We start from the raw sequence: 18,427 nt of genomic DNA, 5'->3' as shown, positions 1-18,427 counted from the left end.
TTGCAATGCCGCTTCCTGCGGCAGACGCAATCCTGACTGTGAGCAGTTCCGACCCGCGCAAGCGATTTCCTCGCTCTGCGCGGGTTCGTACGCGTGCCGAATATACAACGGTCTTCAACGGCGCCCGCCGTGTGTCCGATCCGCTGATGACCCTGCACTGGCTGAAGAGCGATACGCCAGCCAGGCTGGGTCTCGCCGTGTCGCGCAAAGTCGATCCCCGAGCCGTGGGTCGCAACCGAGTGAAGCGTGTGCTGCGCGATGCCACACGCCACCTACGGCCGTGGATGAGTGCCGGCGATTTTGTCGTCGTTGCCCGTAGCGCCGCCCGTACCGCCAGCAATGCAGACATCCGTCAGGCCTTTGAACGCCTGCTGCGCCGCCTTGGCGCATTGCCCATGCCGGGCGCGGACGGCACAATGCCGCCGCCCCTGGGCGTTGCACCCCTTTCCCAGTCCGAGCCGGCCTCACCTGCCGGCCCCGTCGAGCCTGCCCGCTGATGAACCAGACCCGCGTTTTCCTGATTTTTGCCTGGCTGATGGTGGCCGTGTTGCTGTGGATGGAGTGGGGCCGCGACAAGGCCGCGCCGGCCACCCCGACCGTGGCAGCCCAGACCCAGGCGACCGTGCCGGGTGCCGCCGGGTCGGTCCCGGGTGCGACGGTGCCGCAGGCCCCGGGCAGCGCACCGGCCAACCAGCCGGCCGCCCAGGCCCAGGCCGGCGCCGCCCGCGTGACCGTCACCACCGACGTCCTGCGCCTGGTGCTGGACGGTGGCACGGTGCTGGACGCCGAGCTGCTGCAGTTCCCGCAGACCAAGGCTGACGGCAGCCCGCCGGTACGCCTGCTGACCGAAGAGAGCACCCACCCGTATCGCGCGGTGAGCGGCTGGACCAGTCAGGACAAGAGCATGCCGGTGCCGGAAGCCAACGGCTTCAAGCTCGTCGGCGACAACCATGCGTTCGTGCTGGGCAAGGGCCAGAAGGAACTGCAGATCCCGTTCGTGTGGAACGGTCCGAACGGCGTGACCATCCGCCGCACCTACACCCTGGGCCGCAACGAGTACGCGATCAAGGTGAAGGACGAAGTGGTCAACGGCAGCACCGCGCCGTGGAACGGCTACGTGTACCGCACGCTGGACCGCACCCCGACCATCCTGTCGCGCAGCATGACCAACCCAGACTCGTTCAGCTTCAACGGCGCGACCTGGTTCAGCCCGCAGGACGGCTATGAGCGTCGCGCGTTCAAGGATTACCTGGACGACGGCAACCTCAACCGCACCATCACCGGCGGCTGGCTGGCGATGCTGCAGCACCACTTCTTCACCGCGTGGATCCCGCAGCCGGACCAGGCCGCCAACTACGTGCTGTCCCAGCATGACGGCCGCGACCAGATCCAGGCCACCGGCCCGGCCTTCACCGTTGCCGCCGGCCAGCAGGCCAGCACCGAAGCGCGCCTGTGGGTGGGCCCGAAGCTGGTCAACCTGATCGCCAAGGAAGACGTGAAGGGCCTGGACCGCGTGGTCGACTACAGCCGCTTCTCGCTGATGGCGATCATCGGCCAGGGCCTGTTCTGGGTGTTGAACCAGGTCCACAAGGTGGTCAACAACTGGGGCTGGGCCATCGTCGGCCTGGTGGTGCTGCTGAAGCTGGTGCTGTATCCGCTGTCGGCGGTGCAGTACAAGAGCGGCGCCAAGATGCGTCGCTTCCAGCCGCGCATCGCGCAGCTCAAGGAACGCTATGGCGATGACCGCCAGAAGTTCCAGACCGCGATGATGGAGCTGTACAAGAAGGAAAAGATCAACCCGATGGGCGGCTGCCTGCCGATCCTGATCCAGATGCCGATCTTCTTCGCCCTGTACTGGGTGCTGGTGGAGTCGGTGGAACTGCGCCAGGCGCCGTGGCTGGGCTGGATCCAGGATCTGACCGCACGCGACCCGTACTTCATCCTGCCGGTGATCAACGTGGCGGTGATGTGGGCCACGCAGAAGCTGACCCCGGCGCCGGGCATGGACCCGATGCAGGCCAAGATGATGCAGATGATGCCGCTGGTGTTCGGCGTCATGATGGCCTTCATGCCGTCCGGCCTGGTGCTGTACTGGGTGGTCAACGGTGGCCTGGGCCTGCTGCAGCAGTGGTGGATGACCAAGCGCCACGGCAGCGATCCGGTGCCCGCCACCACCGCGCCGATCAAGAAGAAATAACACCGACCCTTGGTCGGTTGCCCCTGGAAAACCCGCCATCCGGCGGGTTTTTCTTTGGCGGCGATACAATCGCCGCCACCGTTGCCCCGTTTGCCCGAGCCACCCCATGCCCCCTGCGTCGTCGCTGCTCCGCCTGCCCGTGCCCCTGCTGCTGCTCACCCTGGCGTTGGCCGGCTGTGGCGACAAGGAGGCGGCCGACAGCGGCGCGATGACCCAGCCCAGCGCGCAGGCCGCCGCTGCGGCAGACCCGGCCGCAGCGCCACTGCTGGCCGCGCTGCAGAAGCAGCTCGACGGCCACCGCCGCATCGTCGTGCTGCTGGCCGACGAGGCGCAACAGTCGCCGGCCGATCGCGCCACCTCCAGCCGCATCGGCCAACAGCTGTTCCACGACGGCCTGGCGCAGCGCGCCGCGATCGCCACACAGTTCGACACGCTGCTGCGCAGCTCCAGCCCGCAACGCTTCGCCTCGCTGGGCACGGTGCTGGACTACATCGAATCGGCGCCGGAGCTGTTCGATGCCGATCGCCTCGCCTTCCGCGAAGTGCTGCGTGACCTGCACGAGCGCGTGGGCAAGGATTCGTCGCTTCTGGCGGTGAAACTGCACCAGCGGATCGGCGAGGACCTGGAGGCGCTGGATGAGATCGAGCGCAACTACAACCAGGAAATCACCCGTATTTTCAGCCGCTTCGACCGCACCCGGGCAATCGCGCTCAAGCGCGAGAAGTGGGACGGCTACATCGCCCACCTGCACGCGCAGTACCGCCGCGACGACATCCTGCGCGACTACGGCGTGATCGAGCCGTACCCGATGTCGATGAAGGACAGCGACCGCGAGATCTTCGGCCGCGACCTGCCGCCCAAGACCGTGGTGCTCACCTTCGACGATGGCCCGCACAAGGCCTACACCGACGAAGTGGTGGCCATCCTGCAGCGCTACGACGTGCCCGGCGTGTTCTTCGAAGTAGGCCGCAACCTTGGTGAAGTGAAGGCCGATGGCAAGGTCACGCTGGGCCCGCTGGCCGGCATCAGCCGCAACCTGATGGAACAGGGATACGCGGTGGGCAACCACAGCCTGACCCACGCGCAGCTGTCACGTACCACCGGCGATGCACTGCGCGAACAGGTGTTGTCCACCGACACGCTGCTCAAGGACGTGGATGACAAGCGCGCCCCGCTGTTCCGCTTCCCCTATGGGGCGCGCAACGCCGAAGGCCTGCAGCTGCTCAATGAGGCCGGCCTGAAGTCGATCATGTGGAACATCGATTCGATGGACTGGGCCGATCCGGTGCCGGAGTCGATCGTGCAGCGCGTGGTCGACCAGGTGCAGAAGGAACAGCGCGGCATCATCCTGTTCCACGACATCCATGACCGCGCGGTCAAGGCGCTGCCGCAGATCCTGGACCGGCTGATCGCCGATGGCTACCAGTTCGCCGGCTGGAACGGCCGCGACTTCAGCGTGGCACGCCCGCGCAAGGGGGCCGGCAGCGCGCCCACCGTCACCACCGGTTACCAGAAGTCCTGGGCGATCGTGATCGGCATCGACGACTACGCCAAGTGGCCAAAGCTGGAGTACGCCAGCCACGATGCACAGGCCATCGCCGACACCCTGACCGGCCAGTTCGGCTTCCCGTCGTCGCAGGTGATCGTGCTGAAGAACCAGCAGGCCACCCGCAACAACATCCTGGCCGCCTTCCACGACCGCCTGGCCGACGACCGCACCGGGCGCGATGACCGGGTGTTCGTGTTCTTCGCCGGTCATGGTGCCACCCGCCGCCTGGCCTCGGGCCGCGACCTTGGCTACATCATCCCGGTGGATTCCAACCCGGACGAGTTCGCCACCGATGCCATCGCGATGACCGACATCCAGAACATCGCCGAGAGCATGCAGGCCAAGCATGTGATGTTCGTGATGGATGCCTGCTACAGCGGTCTCGGCCTGACCCGCGGCGGGCCTTCGTCGTCTGCCTTCCTGCGCGAGAATGCCCGCCGCAGCGCGCGCCAGATGCTCACTGCCGGTGGGGCCGACCAGCAGGTGGCCGATGCCGGGCCGAACGGCCATTCGGTGTTCACCTGGGTGCTGCTGCAGGCATTGGCCGGCAAGGGCGACCTCAATGGCGACGGACTGATCACCGGTACCGAGCTGGCCGCGTACGTGGCCCCGGCCGTGTCGGCGGTGTCGCAGCAGACGCCCGCCTTCGGCAGCCTGCCGGGGTCGCAGGGCGGCGAGTTCGTGTTCCAGGTGCCCGACAGCCAGGAGTACCTCACCGCCGATACGCGCCAGTTGTCGGCCGACGCCATTGCGCTGAACAACAAGGTCGATGCGGCGCAGGACGCCAAGGGCAAGGACGAAGCGCCGGTGACCGTGGCCGACCTGCAGGGCGGCAAGAGCACGCTGGTGGTGCCGGCCGCCGCGCCCACCTCCGACCGTCAGCGCGCGCAGCAGGCCAACGACCGCGGCCTGCAGCTGTACCGCGAGAAGCGCTACGACGAGGCGGTGGCCCAGTTCACCGAGGCCCTGAAGCTGCGTCCGGACTTCGCCCAGGCCGCCAACAACCTGGGCTTCGTCTACTACCGGCAGCAGCGCTATGCCGAAGCAGCCCGCTGGCTGGAGAACACCTTGAAGATCGATCCCTCGCGGGCGGTGGCCCACTTCAACCTGGGGGACGCCTACTTCCATGGCGGCGACACGGCCCGGGCCAAACAGGCCTACCGCACCTACCTGGCCCTGCAACCGCAGGGCAGCAACGCGGCGCAGGCCCGTGCCCAGCTGGAGAAGCTCTGAGCGATGACCACCCCGTCCAACATCGACACCATTGTTGCCATCGCCACTGCGCCCGGTGCCGGCGGCGTCGGCATCGTGCGCCTGAGCGGCCCGCGTGCGCGCGGCATCGCCGAGGCCATCGGCGTACGTACGATGCAGCCGCGCCAGGCGCATTACGCCCGCTTCCGCGATGCGCAGGGCGAGGTGATCGACGATGGCATCGCGCTGTGGTTCCCGGCACCCCACAGCTTCACCGGGGAAGCGGTGGTGGAACTGCAGGGCCATGGCAGCCCGGTGGTGTTGCAGCAGCTGGTCGCGCGCTGCATCGCGCTGGGCGCGCGTCAGGCCCGGCCGGGTGAATTCAGTGAGCGTGCCTTCCTCAACGGCAAGCTCGACCTGGCCCAGGCCGAAGCCATCGCCGACCTGATCGCGGCCAGCGACACCCGCGCAGCGCGCGCTGCACGGCGGTCGCTGGACGGGGTGTTCTCGCGCCGCGTGGACGAGGTGGCAGAACAGCTTGTTCTGCTGCGCATCCATGTCGAAGCGGCAATCGACTTCGCCGACGAGCCGCTGGACACCCTGGGTGGCGAGCAGGTGCACGCCGGGCTGGGCCAGGCGCTGCGCGCGCTGGAGCAGCTGCGCGACGATGCCGAGCGCGGCCGCAAGCTGCGCGATGGCCTGCATGCGGTGCTGGTGGGCCCGCCGAACGCCGGCAAGAGCTCGCTGCTCAACGCACTGGCCGGCAGCGAGCGCGCCATCGTCACCGACATTGCCGGCACCACCCGCGACACCCTGCGCGAAACCATCCGCATTGATGGCCTGGAACTGACCCTGGTCGACACCGCCGGCCTGCGCGACGGCGGCGACGCGATCGAGCGCGAAGGCATGCGCCGCGCGCACGTGGAGATGCAGCGCACCGACCTGGCCATCATCGTGCTGGACGCCCGCGACCCGCAGGCCGGGCACGCGGCGGTGGCTGATGCCCTGGCGGGGGTGCCGCAGCAGCTGTGGATCCACAACAAGAGCGACCTGCTGGAGCACCTTCCCGCCGACAGCGAGGCGAACGTCGTCCACGTCTCCGCCGCCACCGGCCAGGGCCTGGACCGTCTGCACGCCCGCCTGCGCGCACTGGCCAGCGGCAGCGCCGGCGACAGCGTGGACGGCGAGTTCTCCGCGCGCGCCCGCCATGTTGAAGCCATCCTGCTGGCCATCGGCCACGCCGAGCGCGCCGACGCCGAGCTGGTCCACGAACACCTGGAGCTGGCCGCCGAGGAACTGCGCCTGGCACATGAGGCACTGGGCGAGATCACCGGGCGGATGAGCGCCGATGATCTGCTGGGGCGGATCTTCTCCAGCTTCTGCATCGGGAAGTAGGGGGCTTTCTTCCCCCTGTCACACCGCACCACCACAATGCGCCGGTCCATCCACGCCCGGCCGCGTTGGCGCGGGCCGCATCAAACAGGGGTTTTGCAGTGTCGAAGTTGTCGTGGGGTTGTGCCTTGCTGTTGTCGCTGACCGTGGCACCATCGGTGGCCATGAGCGCTGAATCTTCCCCTCCCGGGCCGCGCAAGGTGGCGGTGTACGGCCATCGCGGCGCCAGTGCGCTGCTGCCCGAGCACACCCTGGCCGCCTATGCCCAGGCCATCGCCGATGGCGCCGACTACATCGAACCGGACCTGGTGATGACCAAGGACGGCGTGCTGGTGTCCCGGCACGAGAACGAGATCGGCGGCACCACCGACGTGGCCGCCCGCCCGGAGTTCGCCAGCCGCAAGACGGTCAAGACCATCGACGGCGAACGCATGGAGGGTTGGTTCACCGAAGACTTCACCCTGGCCGAGCTGAAGACGCTGTACGCCCGCGAGCGCCTGCCGCAGCTGCGCAGCACCGCCTTCGACGGCCAGTTCCGCATCGCCACCCTGGACGAGATCATCGCCTTCCTGGTCCAGCAGGCCGGCCGCGCCAACCGCGGCATCGGGCTGGTGCCGGAGATCAAGCACGGCACCTACTTCAAGGGCATCGGCCTGCCGATGGAAGACAAGGTGCTGGCCACGCTGCAGGGCAACGCCTATACCCGCGTGGCACCGGTGACGATCCAGTCGTTCGAGGTGGGCAACCTGCGTTACCTGCGCAGCAAGCTGGCACGCGATTCCAACATCCGCCTGCTGCAGTTGATCGGTGATCCGAAGCAGCAGCCCGGCGACGTGCTGGCCGCCAAGGGCAGCCAGCGCTATGCCGACATGATCACCCCGGCCGGCTTGGAGCAGGTGGCCGCCTATGCCGACGGCATCGGCCCTAGCCTGCGTCTGGTCATTCCGCTGGACGCCGCCGGCAAGCTGGGTACGCCCACTTCGCTGGTGCGCGATGCACACGCGGCAGGGCTGATGGTGATTCCGTACACGTTCCGCCCGGAGAACCCGTTCCAGGCCGCCGAGTTCCGCACGGGCGAAGCCAACGCGCGCAATGCCGAGGGTTCGGTGGCTGAAATGCGCGCTTATCTCGCCACTGGCATCGATGCGTTCTTCACCGATGACCCGGCGCTGGGCCGGCGCGCGGTGGATGGCGATGGCACGGCGGTGGCCAACCCGTAGGTACCGACCGTTGGTCGGTGCGGCCGTGATCGGTGCTGCGTGCATCGACCAACGGTCGATGCCTACCGGGGCATGCCCCAACCGCGCTTGCCGACCGCGCGCTGCGCACGTTACCGTGCCCGGCAGACAAGGAGGTCGCATGCTGATCGGGCATCGCTACGAACACACGTCGGACGGCGATCTACGCATTCGCTCACACAACCATGTGCTCGGTGGCATGGTGCTGATGTTCCTGGCTATCGGCTTCGGCATCCCCGCGGCGGCGCTGATGGCGGGAATGAAGGCCGGCTCACTGCTGAATACGCTGCTGGCAGGGTTGGCGATGGTGTTGCCGCCCGCGATGAGCCTGCTGGCGCTCTGGTCGTCGGCGCCGCGGGAGATCCTCACCGTGTCCCGGCGCAACGACGTGGTTGAACGCCGCCGCCGGATGCTGCTGGGCCTGCGTGAGGAGGTCGAGCAGTTTGCACTTGGCCGACCCGCTGCGTTGGAGTTACGCGTCAGCAAGGATGCCCGGCCAGCCATCGGCACGCTGTGGATGATCCTGCCCGACGGACGCGAACACTGCCTCAGCCCCGGCAACGTCGCGCTTCTACCGGGCCGAGCGTCGACAGAGCGGTGGCTTGGCGAAGTTGCCGGCTACCTGCAGGTGGCGGTCACCCGCGTTGAACGGGAGGTTGCCGGTGCAGAGGCCCGCCCGGTGGCCCCACTACCGGCCTGGCGACGGCGCGCAGCGGCCTTCAACGCGGTGCATGCCCCGCCCCCCCGCGTGGTGCGGAAAGCAACCACTCCCAATGCGCCGAAAGCATCCGACCCCAACGACCGGATCGGCCTCCTTGCCCGTGCGGTGGTCGCGCTGTTTGGGCTGTTCCTGGCGGTACTGGAGCTGTCCCAGGCACTGGCCGTGGGAACGGCGCTGTTCACCGGACGCCTGCGGGTCAGCGGATTCCGCACCGGATCGCACAGCTATCTCTGGGACGAACGCCCCATGGCGTTCTCGGTCCACACACTGTTCGGGGTGATCGAAGTGCTGGTCGTGGGCTACATCGCCTGGCAATGCCTGCGCATCAGTGCCACCGGCGTGATCAAGCCACCGAAGTGAGCCGCCGTTATTCGCGCGGCGCACCCGGATCGCGCGGACGGAACGGGAGGACCACGAAGTCCTGCCCTTCGCGCGGCTGCCACAGCACCGGCACGCGGTGCGGGGAGGGCGGTTCGAGGTCGTTGTCACGCTGCAGCTGCAGGTCGTCCTCGTCCTCGTCTTCTTCCTCTTCCCAGCTGTAGCGCTTGCGCGGGGCCATCGGGTCGGACAGGCGGAACAGCAGCGCGCTGATGATGCCGGCGAAGGCACCGCCCATGTGCGACTGCCAGGACACGCCCGGTTCGTGCGGCAGGATGGTGATGAGCATGCTGCCGTAGAACAGGAAGGCGATCAGGCCGGCGGCAATGGCCGGCCGGTCGCGGCGCAGCAGGCCCAGCACGAAGATCAGGAACATCAGACCGTGGGTGATGCCGCTGGCACCGAGATGGCGGCTGCCCAGGTCACCCAGCAGCCAGGCACCCAGTCCGGAGCCGACCCACAGCAGGGGCAGCGCGCGCACGGTGGCCTTGGGATAGACGCTGCCGGCAAGGGTGCCGAGGATCAGCAGGGCGAATGCATTGGCGCCCAGGTGCTGCACCGAACCGTGCAGCAGCGGTGCACCGAGGATGCCGAGCAGGCCGGCCTTGTCCAGCGGGGCCACGGCCCACGGGCGCCAGTCGAAATGACCCTGCGCGGTGTAGATGGCCACCAGCACCAGCACGAAGGCCAGGCTCAGGTTGAACGCCCGCAGCACGCGACCGCGGTCGTTGCGGGGAGAGGTCGGCGGCTCGACGGCGGGCAGGGGCAGGTTGGCGTTCATACCCTTAGGGATTGCGTCGCCCGGGCTGAACACAAGGGCAACGCGACGGGAGAGAGTAGTGCCACCGGCGGGACAATCCCGCCGGTGGCACGTCGGTTACGCGTCGCCGGTCTTCGGCGGGTTCTTCAGGCTCAGCACCACGGTGGCGGCGATGATCACGGCCACCACGCCCAGCGAGATCGGGGTCGGGATCTTGAAGATGTCGATCAGCATCATCTTGATGCCGATGAAGGCCAGCACCAGGGCCAGACCATACGGCAGCAGGTGGAAGCGATCGGCCATGCCGGCCAGCAGGAAGAACATCGCGCGCAGGCCCAGCACCGCGAACACGTTGGAGGTGAGCACGATGAACGGGTCGGTGGTGATGGCGAAGATGGCCGGGATGGAGTCCACCGCGAAGATCACGTCGGTGACCGCAATCAGGATCAGCACCACGAACAGCGGGGTGAACCAGCGCTTGCCATCGCGCATGACGCTCATGGCGTTGCCGGCGTAGTCGGGCAGCAGGCGCAGGTGCTTGCGCATCCAGCGCAGGGCAGGGTTGGTCTCCAGATCCGGCTCGCTACCGGCCGAGAACCACATCTTCCAGCCGGTGAACAGCAGGAAGGCGCCGAACACGTAGAGCAGCCAGTGGAACTTGGTGAGCAGCACGCTGCCGGCGAAGATCATGATCGTACGCAGCACGATCGCGCCCAGGATGCCGATGATGAGCACCTTCTGGCGCTGTTCCTCGGGCACCGCGAAGTAGCCCATGATCATCAGGAACACGAAGATGTTGTCCACGGCCAGGGCTTTTTCGACCAGGTAACCGGTCAGGAACTCCAGGCCGACCTTGTTGGCCACTACCTGGCCCGCGGTCTCGTTCAGGTAGTACCAGAGGCCGCCGTTGAAGGCCAGGGCCAGCACGACCCAGCCGATCGACCACCACAGGGCCTCCTTGAAGGTGACCTTGTGCGGCCCGCCATGTCGCATCAATACGAGGTCGACCAGCAGTGCGATGATCACCACCGCGCCGAAGCCGCCCCACAACCACACATTACCGATCGTCTGCATTGGGTTTATCCGTTGGAAAAATGAATGCCTCAAGCCGGACGGCGAGGATCTGCAACGGAGGATCGGGGGGATCCGGGGACAGAGCTTCGCCATACGGCGAAGGTCTCGCTCGCAGTCCCGATGCGTGGGACTGCCGTTGCACCGGAGCCTGCGGGCTCGAATTGACGGCGACAACGTCTGGGAGCTACTCCCCTTCTGGGGCCGATTCTGCGGGGTGGCCGGGCCGGCGTCAACTGGGCGCCCATTGCCCGCTAATGAAGGGCGTTGGGCGCCAACCGCGTGCGGGCCGGACGCGATGGGGAGAGGGCCAGCGGCTGTCACTACCGGGGCGCGGGGGCTTCCCGGATACAATACGGAGATGAATACCCCTGCCCCCGTTGTCCGCCTCAAGAACGCCTGGCGCTCCAGCCACCCGTGGATCTTCCAGAAACTGGTCGAAAAGCCGGCCGTCCGTCCCAAACCCGGTGCCATCGTCGACGTCATCGGCGTGGACGGCGAGTGGATCGGACGGGGCTTCTACAACGGCCATTCGCGGATTGCCGTGCGCATCCTGGAAACCGATCAGGCCGTTCCGGTGGACGCGGGCTGGTTCTCGCGCAAGATCGCCCAGGCCGTCTCGCTGCGCCGTGATGTGCTGAAGCTGGACGCGGTGTCCGACGCCTGGCGCGTGGTGCACAGCGAAGGCGACGGCCTGTCCGGCCTGGTGGTGGACCGCTACAACGACCTGGTGGTGGTGGAGTTCTTCGCCGCCGGCATGTTCCGCCACCGCGAGTGGATCTACGAAGCGCTGCGTGAGCAGTTCCCGGGCTGCCGTTTCCACAGCTTCGCCGACGAACACGTGCAGAAGCAGGAGAGCTTCGACTTCCACGGCAACACCACCACCGAAGCGTCGGTGATCACCGAGTACGGCGTGAAGTTCCGCGCCGACCCGGCCGGTGCGCACAAGACCGGTTTCTTCGCCGACCAGCGCGAGAACCGCCAGTGGCTGAGCGAGCAGGTGGAGGGCAAGAGCGTGCTCGACCTGTGCTGCAACACCGGCGGCTTTGCGGTGTACGCGGCCGCGCGCGGTGCGTCGGAAGTGGTCGGCATCGACATCGATGAAGACGTGATCGCCATTGCCAAGGCCAACTCGCGCCTCAACAACGTGCGCCCGAAGTTCATCCAGTCCGACGTGTTCCCGTGGCTGCGCGATGCAGCCAACCGCGGTGAGCAGTTCGACGTGGTGATCCTGGACCCGGCCAAGATGACCCGCGACCGCGACCAGGTGATCACCGCGCTGAAGAAGTACCTGGACATGAACAAGCTGGCGCTGGGCGTGGTCAAGCCCGGTGGCCTGTTCGCCACGTTCTCGTGCACCGGCCTGGTGGCCGAGGACCAGTTCCTGGACATGCTGCGCCGCGCGGCGTTCTATTCCGGCCGCACCATCCAGATCCTCAAGGTGGCCGGCGCCGGCCCGGACCACCCGTTCATGGCCCACGTGCAGGAATCGCGCTACCTCAAGGCGGTGTTCTGCCGCGTGCTGGACTGATTCGCAGGATCCCGGCCACGTTCGGCTTCGGGTAGCGCCGGCCGCTGGCCGGCTCCTCCTGGTCTGCGATTGTCGCGGGGAGCCGGCCAGCGGCCGGCACTACCGTTTGTTGTCCTCACAGCGCTATGGTCTGACGCTTCCCATCCAAGGTGAGGCGTCATGACGTTGCGCAGTCTGTCATTGCTGGTATCGCTGGCGTTGTGCACGCCGCTGGCCGCCCACGCCATCGAGTTCACCCCGCAGGAGCTGGCGAGGGCCTCGGCCCTGCAGAAAACGCTGCTCACCCTCGACAGCCATCTGGACACGCCGGCCAACTTCCATCGCGCCGGTTTTGATATCCAGCAGCGCCACGACCGCAACGCGCTCTCGCAGGTGGATTACCCGCGCATGGTGGAAGGCGCGCTGGACGGCGGCTTCTGGGCGATCTACACCGACCAGGGCGACCGCAGCGAAGCGGCGCATGTGCACGAACGCGATGCGGGGCTGCTGCGGCTGATGGAAATCCGCGAGATGCTCGCCGCGCACCCGGACACCTTCCAGCTGGCGCTCACCGCCGCCGACGCGGCCAGGATCAAGGCGGCCGGCAAGCGCGTGGTCTACATCAGCATGGAAAACGCCAGCCCGCTGGTGGACGATCCCTCACTGCTGAGCTTCTACCACCGGGCGGGCCTGCGCCTGCTGAGCACGGTGCACTTCGCCAACAACGAGTTCGCCGATTCGGCCACCGACAACAAGGGTGCCGAATGGAAGGGCCTCAGCCCCGCCGGGAAAGCGCTGGTGGACGAAGCGGTGCGGCTGGGCATCGTGATCGACCAGTCGCATGCGTCCGACGCGGTGTTCGATGACCTGCTCGAGCGCATGCCGGTGCCGTTCGTGCTGTCGCACAGTTCGGCCAAGGCGATCTACAACCATCCGCGCAACCTCGACGATGCACGCTTGAAGCAGCTGGCCAAGGCCGGCGGGGTGATCCAGGTCAACGCCTATGGCGGCTACTTGATCGACACCGGCAAGACCGAAGCGCGCGCGCAGGCCGAGGACGCGCTGATGAAGCAACTCGGCGGCGACTACGACGGGCTGACCATCGCCCAGGGCGTGGCGCTGAAGCAGGGGCTGGACGCGCTGGATGCGCGCTACCCGCTGCGCAAGGCCACGCTGGACGACTTTTTCGCCCATTTCGAGCACATCCTGAAGGTGGTCGGCCCCGAGCATGCCGGGATCGGCCTGGACTGGGATGGCGGCGGCGGTTTGACCGACCTGCAGGACGTAAGCCAGTTGCCGAAGATCACCGCGTGGCTGCTGCGCAAGGGCTACAGCGAGAAGCAGATCGCCGGCATCTGGGGCGACAACCTGCTGCGCGTGATGGCCCAGGCGCAGGCCCATGCGGACCAGGTGGCGGCGCCGAAGAACTGACGGGGATTGCGGGCGCCGTGCTTGGCGTGGCGCCCGGTATGTCTGTCACCGACGTTGGGCGTTATGGCAGCCGGGCAGAGCCCGGCTCTACCCGGCTGCCCGCCGACGCCGGCTGCCCGGATCAGGCCTTGGTGATCACCGCGTTCCGCCGGCCGTAGGCGAAGTAGGCGATCAGGCCCACCACGTTCCACGCCAGGAAATACAGCTGGGTCTTGCTGGGCAGGCTGAAGAACAGGTACAGGCACCCGATCACCGCCAGCGGGCCGACGATGAAGGCCAGCGGGGTGCGGAACTTGCGCACGCGGCCCGGCTCGCGCACGCGCAGCACCACCAGGCACAGGCCTACCGCGGTGAACGCAGCCAGCGTACCGGCATTGGCCAGTGCGGCGATTTCATCCAGGCGGGCCACGCCGGCCAGCGCGGCAACCAGCACCGCGGTGAACAACGTAGTGGCAATCGGCGTACCGGTACGCGCGCTGACCTTGGACAGCCCGCGCGGCAGCAGGCCATCGCGCGACATGACGAAGAAGATGCGGCTCTGCCCGTACAGGAAGGCCAGCAGCACGGTCGGCAGGGCGATCACCGCTGCCGCACCGATCCACTTGGCCGCGCCCGGGCTGCCCAGCTCGCGCAGGATCAGCGCCAGCGGCTCGGCGCTCTGACCGAAGATGGTGTAGCTCATCGCGCCCACGGCGGCCAGCGCCACCAGCACGTAGATGATGGTGCAGCCCACCATTGACCCGATGATGCCGATGGCCAGGTCACGGTCGGGCTTCTTGGTTTCCTCGGCCGCGGTGGAGATCGCATCGAAGCCGTAGAAGGCGAAGAAGATGATCGCCGCGGCCGCCATCACGCCCTGCTCGACACCGCCGACGCCCACCGACTTGGCGAAGCCGAACGGCATGAACGGGTCCATGTGCGCGGTATCGAAGTGCGGCAGCGCGATGGCCACGAACAGGGTCAGCGCGATGATCTTGACCACCACCAGGATGGCGTTGAGCGTGGCGCTTTCCTTGGTGCCCGCCATCAGCATGCCGGCCACCACGAAGGTGATCAGCACCGCCGGCAGGTTGATGAAGCCACCGGCCACGTGCGGGCCGGCCGTGAGCGCCAGCGGCAGGTCGATGCCCCAGCCATGCAGGAAGCCCACGGCGTAGCCGGACCACCCGACCGCCACCGTACTCACCACCAGGGAGTACTCCAGGATCAGGCTCCAGCCCACTACCCAGGCGATCATTTCGCCCAGCGCGGCGTAGCTGTAGGTGTAGGCGCTGCCGGCGGCCGGCATCATGGTGGCCAGCTCTGCATAGGACAGCGCCGCGCAGGCACAGACCGCACCGGCGATGGCGAAGGAGATCAGCACCGCCGGGCCGGCCAGGTTGGCACCCACGCCGATCAGGGTGTAGATGCCGGTGCCGACGATGGCGCCGATGCCCAGTGCGATCAGGTGCGGCCAGCTCAGGGTCGGGACCAGTCGCCTGCCGGCTTCATGGACGGTGACTTGGTCTAGGGACTTGCGCCGGAGCAACGATGACATGGGACCTCGCGGTAAATGACGGCTACTGACTAGTCAGCGAGTTTTACCCAATGCGGTGCAGCATTACTACTGCTGGGCGTCACAGGAGGGCGTAAGTAAACCCTGACTGCCAGTGGATGACGAAAACAGCACAAACGCGCCGGTGTCAGTCCCAGCGGCAGCCGGTATCACTCAGGGCGCCGATGTCTTCGCTGAAGGCCGTCTGCCGTCCGGTGCGGCCGTTGGTGTAGTCGAACCCATAGATGCGCGCGCCCTGGGTGGAGATCGCATAGCGGCCGATCACCTTGCCGTCCAGGTGCTCCTCCCACACCGTATCGAACTGCCAGGGGCGGCCCTCGGCCATTTCGGTGCTGTGCTCGTTCAGCAGGGTCAGGCGCAGCCAGGCGGTCTTGCCGGCATACCGTACGTAGCTGGTGCGTTGCCCCTCGGCCGGCAGTTTCCAGGACAGGTGGATCTGCGCCCGGGAGCCGCCGGTCAGGCAGCGGATCTCATCGGCCTGGGCTGCGCCCGGGGCGGACAGCGCCAGCAGGAGAAGCAGGGCAAACCAGCGCATCGGCGGTCCTTGGGGGTCGGGCGTGTGGCGCAGGCGGCGGCCCCGCGCGCGGGGCCACCGTTGGATCAGGCCGGCGGCTGCAGCGGAATGCTGCCGCGGCGGGTATCCACCACCGGTGCGGCGTTATGGGCCTGCAGCTGTTCAACCACGGTCTCGAAGTCGTGCTGCTGGCCGAAGGCATGTTCTTCCAGCGTCAGCGGCAGCATCTGCAGGAAGCGGAACTGGCCGCTGACCAGGGTCTGGATGTCACCCAGGTGCTCGGCGGCGACGAACACCAGCGCCTGCAGCTGGCTGTCGGCGTTGTCGATCGGACTGCCGATGCGCATGCGGTCCCACAGGTCCAGCGGCGCGTGGTCGCCCATGCGGCCGGCGGCCAGCAGCAACTGGTAGGCGCAGAACCGCTGCACCAGGGCCAATGCCCATGGTGCGCGTTCGGTGGTCTGCAGAAGGAACTCCATGCCCAGGCCGGACACGCTGTCCGGCTCGGCCTCGGTGTCATCCCAAGGGTTGGAGAGGCCAGAACTCACATAGGCCCACCCGGGCCGGTCAGGCGTGGGCGGGCACTCGAACACGCCGATGGTGAGCCAGCGCGGGTCCACGCTGTCCTGGCCGAACACGGTGGAAAACACCGCCGCGTCCAGGGGATACAGGCCGGGGCCCAGGGCGCCCAGCAGGCGGGGGTACAGGACTTCTTCGCGCTCTGCCCAGGCACGGGCCAGCAGGTCATCGGGGGGGGACATCCGTTTACTCACAGGCGATGGCCCACCATTTTGGCCCATCGGAAGGTCGAAACCGACCAACGGTCGGTACCTACCGGCGGGGATCCGCACCCGGCGTGTTCGTACCGACCGGGGCACGACCGTTGGTCGTGACCGCTCCCTCACCGGTCCAGCGTGGCCATCGCCGCATCGGCGTAGCGTTGACCCGCCGCGGCATCGGCCGGGAAGATCGCGTCGATGCGGGCCAGCTCGTCCGGGCTCAGCTGCACCTGCAGCGCGCCCAGGTTCTCTTCCAGGAAGGCGAGGCGCTTGGTGCCGGGAATCGGCACCAGGTCCTCGCCCTGCGCCAGCACCCAGGCCAGCGCCAGTTGCCCGGGCGTGATGCCCTTGGCCTGGGCCATGGCGGTGACCGCATCGACCAGGGCCAGGTTGCGGGCGAAGTTGTCGCCCTGGAAGCGCGGCGACTGCCGGCGGTAGTCATCGGCGTCGAAATCATCCGGGCTGCGGATGGCGCCGGTCAGGAAGCCGCGGCCGAGCGGCGAGTAGGGCACGAAGCCGATGCCGAGTTCGCGCACGGTGTCGAGCACGCCGTTGGACTGCGGGTCGCGCGACCACAGCGAGAACTCGGTCTGCACCGCGGTGATCGGGTACACCGTGTGCGCGCGCCGGATGGTGGCCGCCGACGCTTCGGACAGGCCCAGGAAACGCACCTTGCCCTGCTCGACCAGCCGCGCCATCGCGCCCACGGTGTCTTCGATCGGCACGCGGGTATCCACGCGGTGCTGGTAGTACAGGTCGATGTGGTCCACGCCGAGCCGCTGCAGGCTGGCCTCGCACGCGGCGATCACGTACTCCGGGCGGCCGTCCACGCTGCGTGCGGCGCTGTCGCTGGGCTCCTGCCGGATACCGAACTTGGTGGCCAGGAACACCTGGTCGCGGCGGTCGGCGATGGCCTTGCCGACCAGCACTTCATTGGTATGCGGGCCGTACATGTCGGCGGTATCGAGCAGGGTGACGCCCAGCGCCAGCGCGCGGTGGATGACCGCAGTGGCCTCGGCATCGCTGCCGCGACCGCCGTAGAAGGCGCTCATGCCCATGCAGCCCAGGCCGAGCGCGGAAACAGTGGGGCCGTGGCGGCCAAGGGTACGGGTCTGCATGGAAGGCTCCGGAAGCGGGGAAGGGGCGGCGCGGTCGAGCGCCGGTGCCCACAGCATCCTCCGCCGCACCATGTGGATAAACTGGTGTTCGCCACATCGACCTTGAAGGCAGGCTTCACAATGTCCTCCCAGCCCCCGCTGTCTGCCGTGGTTGCCTTCGCCCGGGTATCCGAGCGCGCCAGCTTCACCCGCGCCGCTGATGACCTGGGCGTCTCGCCGTCGGCGCTGTCGCAGACCGTGCGCGCGCTGGAGGCCAGCCTGGGCGTGCGCCTGCTGCACCGGACCACGCGCCGGGTGGGCCTGACCGAACACGGCGCGCGCTTCCTGGCGCGTGTGAGCCAAGGCCTGGCGCAGATCGAGGCCGCGTTCGTGGACCTGGACAGCGTGCGTGCGGTACCGGCCGGCAAACTGCGCATCAACGTGCCGCGCGTGGCCGCCGAACTGCTGGTGCTGCCGCACCTGCCCAGTTTCCTGGCGCGGTATCCGCAGGTGGAGGTGGAGCTGTTCGTGGAGCCGGGGTTGGCCGATCTGGTCGCCGGTGGCTTCGACGCCGGCATCCGGCTGGGCGAATCGCTGGCGCGCGACATGATCGCCGTGCCGATCGGCCCGCTGGAGCGGCAGGTGGTGGTGGCCACGCCTGACTACTTCGCGCGCCACGGCGAACCGCAGACGCCGGCCGCGCTGGTCGACCACGCCTGCATCGTGCACCGGCTCAGCACCGGCCGGCTGATGCCCTGGGAGTTCAGCCGTAACGGCCGCGATTTCGACGTGGCGGTGAGCGGGCCGCTGGTGTTCAACGACACCGGCCTGATCCACGCGGCGGTGCGGGCCGGGTTGGGCATGGGCCAGGCCTTTGAGGCCGTGGTGGCCGCCGACGTGGCCGCCGGGCGCCTGCGCTGCGTGCTGCAGGACTGGCAGCAGCCGTTCGCGGGATTCCACCTGTACTACCCGGCGCGCGAGCAGATGGCGCCGAAGCTGCGGGTGTTCATCGACCACCTGCGGCAGGCGTTGGACGCGCGCTGA

General features: G+C 67.9%; 15 protein-coding genes. 9 read left to right on the top strand and 6 right to left on the bottom strand.

Annotation, left to right across the window (positions count from 1 at the left end; translation table 11 throughout):
• Positions 1-5 precede the first annotated feature (5 nt).
• From rnpA to GQ674_RS19630, 6 genes are all read left to right on the top strand, one after another.
• Positions 6-497 (top strand): ribonuclease P protein component, encoded by a 492-nt coding sequence (gene rnpA / locus GQ674_RS19655; protein ID WP_081797298.1) that lies wholly within the window; start codon positions 6-8, stop codon positions 495-497.
• Entirely contained in the window at positions 497-2,197 is a 1,701-nt protein-coding gene (gene yidC, locus GQ674_RS19650) for a membrane protein insertase YidC (RefSeq protein WP_159498589.1), read from the top strand. The genes rnpA and yidC overlap by 1 nt, the downstream gene beginning before the upstream one ends.
• Before the next feature lie 106 nt (positions 2,198-2,303).
• Complete coding sequence (locus GQ674_RS19645) at positions 2,304-4,979, top strand: polysaccharide deacetylase family protein (RefSeq protein ID WP_159498587.1); 2,676 nt, start codon at positions 2,304-2,306, stop codon at positions 4,977-4,979.
• Between the two features lie 3 nt (positions 4,980-4,982).
• The gene (mnmE, locus tag GQ674_RS19640; protein WP_159498585.1) at positions 4,983-6,332 is read left to right on the top strand and encodes a tRNA uridine-5-carboxymethylaminomethyl(34) synthesis GTPase MnmE; all 1,350 of its coding nucleotides are present in this window, start codon (positions 4,983-4,985) and stop codon (positions 6,330-6,332) included.
• Positions 6,333-6,493: 161 nt separating this feature from the next.
• Positions 6,494-7,549: a glycerophosphodiester phosphodiesterase gene (locus tag GQ674_RS19635; RefSeq protein ID WP_159498583.1), complete on the top strand. Its 1,056-nt coding sequence runs from the start codon at positions 6,494-6,496 to the stop codon at positions 7,547-7,549.
• A 139-nt stretch (positions 7,550-7,688) separates the two neighbouring features.
• Complete coding sequence (locus GQ674_RS19630; protein ID WP_159498581.1) at positions 7,689-8,648, top strand: hypothetical protein; 960 nt, start codon at positions 7,689-7,691, stop codon at positions 8,646-8,648.
• 7 nt (positions 8,649-8,655) lie between these two features.
• Here the strand turns inward: GQ674_RS19630 and GQ674_RS19625 are convergent, their stop codons facing one another.
• Both GQ674_RS19625 and GQ674_RS19620 read right to left on the bottom strand, forming a co-directional pair.
• Complete coding sequence (locus GQ674_RS19625) at positions 8,656-9,447, bottom strand: rhomboid family intramembrane serine protease (RefSeq protein ID WP_159498579.1); 792 nt, start codon at positions 9,445-9,447, stop codon at positions 8,656-8,658.
• A gap of 96 nt (positions 9,448-9,543) precedes the next feature.
• Positions 9,544-10,500, bottom strand: a complete 957-nt coding sequence (locus GQ674_RS19620) for a TerC family protein (RefSeq protein ID WP_159498577.1) — start codon at positions 10,498-10,500, stop codon at positions 9,544-9,546.
• Between the two features lie 358 nt (positions 10,501-10,858).
• Between GQ674_RS19620 and GQ674_RS19615 the strand changes: the two genes are divergently transcribed.
• Positions 10,859-12,028 (top strand): class I SAM-dependent rRNA methyltransferase, encoded by a 1,170-nt coding sequence (locus tag GQ674_RS19615; protein WP_159498575.1) that lies wholly within the window; start codon positions 10,859-10,861, stop codon positions 12,026-12,028.
• A 159-nt stretch (positions 12,029-12,187) separates the two neighbouring features.
• Entirely contained in the window at positions 12,188-13,438 is a 1,251-nt protein-coding gene (locus tag GQ674_RS19610; RefSeq protein WP_159498573.1) for a dipeptidase, read from the top strand.
• A 121-nt stretch (positions 13,439-13,559) separates the two neighbouring features.
• Here the strand turns inward: GQ674_RS19610 and GQ674_RS19605 are convergent, their stop codons facing one another.
• The 4 genes from GQ674_RS19605 to GQ674_RS19590 form a co-directional block, all read right to left on the bottom strand.
• Complete coding sequence (locus tag GQ674_RS19605; protein WP_159498571.1) at positions 13,560-14,975, bottom strand: amino acid permease; 1,416 nt, start codon at positions 14,973-14,975, stop codon at positions 13,560-13,562.
• Between the two features lie 145 nt (positions 14,976-15,120).
• The gene (locus GQ674_RS19600) at positions 15,121-15,528 is read right to left on the bottom strand and encodes a hypothetical protein (protein WP_159498569.1); all 408 of its coding nucleotides are present in this window, start codon (positions 15,526-15,528) and stop codon (positions 15,121-15,123) included.
• A 65-nt stretch (positions 15,529-15,593) separates the two neighbouring features.
• Positions 15,594-16,268, bottom strand: coding sequence for a suppressor of fused domain protein (locus tag GQ674_RS19595; RefSeq protein WP_159498567.1), 675 nt, complete (start codon positions 16,266-16,268; stop codon positions 15,594-15,596).
• Between the two features lie 140 nt (positions 16,269-16,408).
• Positions 16,409-17,404 (bottom strand): aldo/keto reductase, encoded by a 996-nt coding sequence (locus GQ674_RS19590; protein ID WP_159498565.1) that lies wholly within the window; start codon positions 17,402-17,404, stop codon positions 16,409-16,411.
• Between the two features lie 120 nt (positions 17,405-17,524).
• On the opposite strand from GQ674_RS19590, the gene GQ674_RS19585 reads away from it, so the two are divergent.
• On the top strand, positions 17,525-18,427 hold the full coding sequence (locus tag GQ674_RS19585) for a LysR family transcriptional regulator (protein ID WP_159498563.1): 903 nt from the start codon (positions 17,525-17,527) through the stop codon (positions 18,425-18,427).

The organism is Stenotrophomonas sp. 364 (genome assembly GCF_009832905.1).
In the GTDB taxonomy this organism is placed as follows: domain Bacteria; phylum Pseudomonadota; class Gammaproteobacteria; order Xanthomonadales; family Xanthomonadaceae; genus Stenotrophomonas; species Stenotrophomonas maltophilia_AP.
The sequence above is the reverse complement of the archived record's forward strand: the minus strand, read 5'-3'. Positions and strand labels throughout refer to the sequence as shown.

Coding starts and splice junctions, on each gene's coding strand:
- GQ674_RS19635 (WP_159498583.1), top strand. CDS start 6,494: ATGAGCGCTGAATCTTCCCCTCCCGGGCCGCGCAAGGTGGCGGTGTAC.
- GQ674_RS19600 (WP_159498569.1), bottom strand. CDS start 15,528: ATGCGCTGGTTTGCCCTGCTTCTCCTGCTGGCGCTGTCCGCCCCGGGC.
- yidC (WP_159498589.1), top strand. CDS start 497: ATGAACCAGACCCGCGTTTTCCTGATTTTTGCCTGGCTGATGGTGGCC.
- GQ674_RS19630 (WP_159498581.1), top strand. CDS start 7,689: ATGCTGATCGGGCATCGCTACGAACACACGTCGGACGGCGATCTACGC.
- GQ674_RS19620 (WP_159498577.1), bottom strand. CDS start 10,500: ATGCAGACGATCGGTAATGTGTGGTTGTGGGGCGGCTTCGGCGCGGTG.
- mnmE (WP_159498585.1), top strand. CDS start 4,983: ATGACCACCCCGTCCAACATCGACACCATTGTTGCCATCGCCACTGCG.
- GQ674_RS19625 (WP_159498579.1), bottom strand. CDS start 9,447: ATGAACGCCAACCTGCCCCTGCCCGCCGTCGAGCCGCCGACCTCTCCC.
- GQ674_RS19615 (WP_159498575.1), top strand. CDS start 10,859: ATGAATACCCCTGCCCCCGTTGTCCGCCTCAAGAACGCCTGGCGCTCC.
- rnpA (WP_081797298.1), top strand. CDS start 6: ATGCCGCTTCCTGCGGCAGACGCAATCCTGACTGTGAGCAGTTCCGAC.
- GQ674_RS19590 (WP_159498565.1), bottom strand. CDS start 17,404: ATGCAGACCCGTACCCTTGGCCGCCACGGCCCCACTGTTTCCGCGCTC.
- GQ674_RS19595 (WP_159498567.1), bottom strand. CDS start 16,268: ATGTCCCCCCCCGATGACCTGCTGGCCCGTGCCTGGGCAGAGCGCGAA.
- GQ674_RS19585 (WP_159498563.1), top strand. CDS start 17,525: ATGTCCTCCCAGCCCCCGCTGTCTGCCGTGGTTGCCTTCGCCCGGGTA.
- GQ674_RS19645 (WP_159498587.1), top strand. CDS start 2,304: ATGCCCCCTGCGTCGTCGCTGCTCCGCCTGCCCGTGCCCCTGCTGCTG.
- GQ674_RS19605 (WP_159498571.1), bottom strand. CDS start 14,975: ATGTCATCGTTGCTCCGGCGCAAGTCCCTAGACCAAGTCACCGTCCAT.
- GQ674_RS19610 (WP_159498573.1), top strand. CDS start 12,188: ATGACGTTGCGCAGTCTGTCATTGCTGGTATCGCTGGCGTTGTGCACG.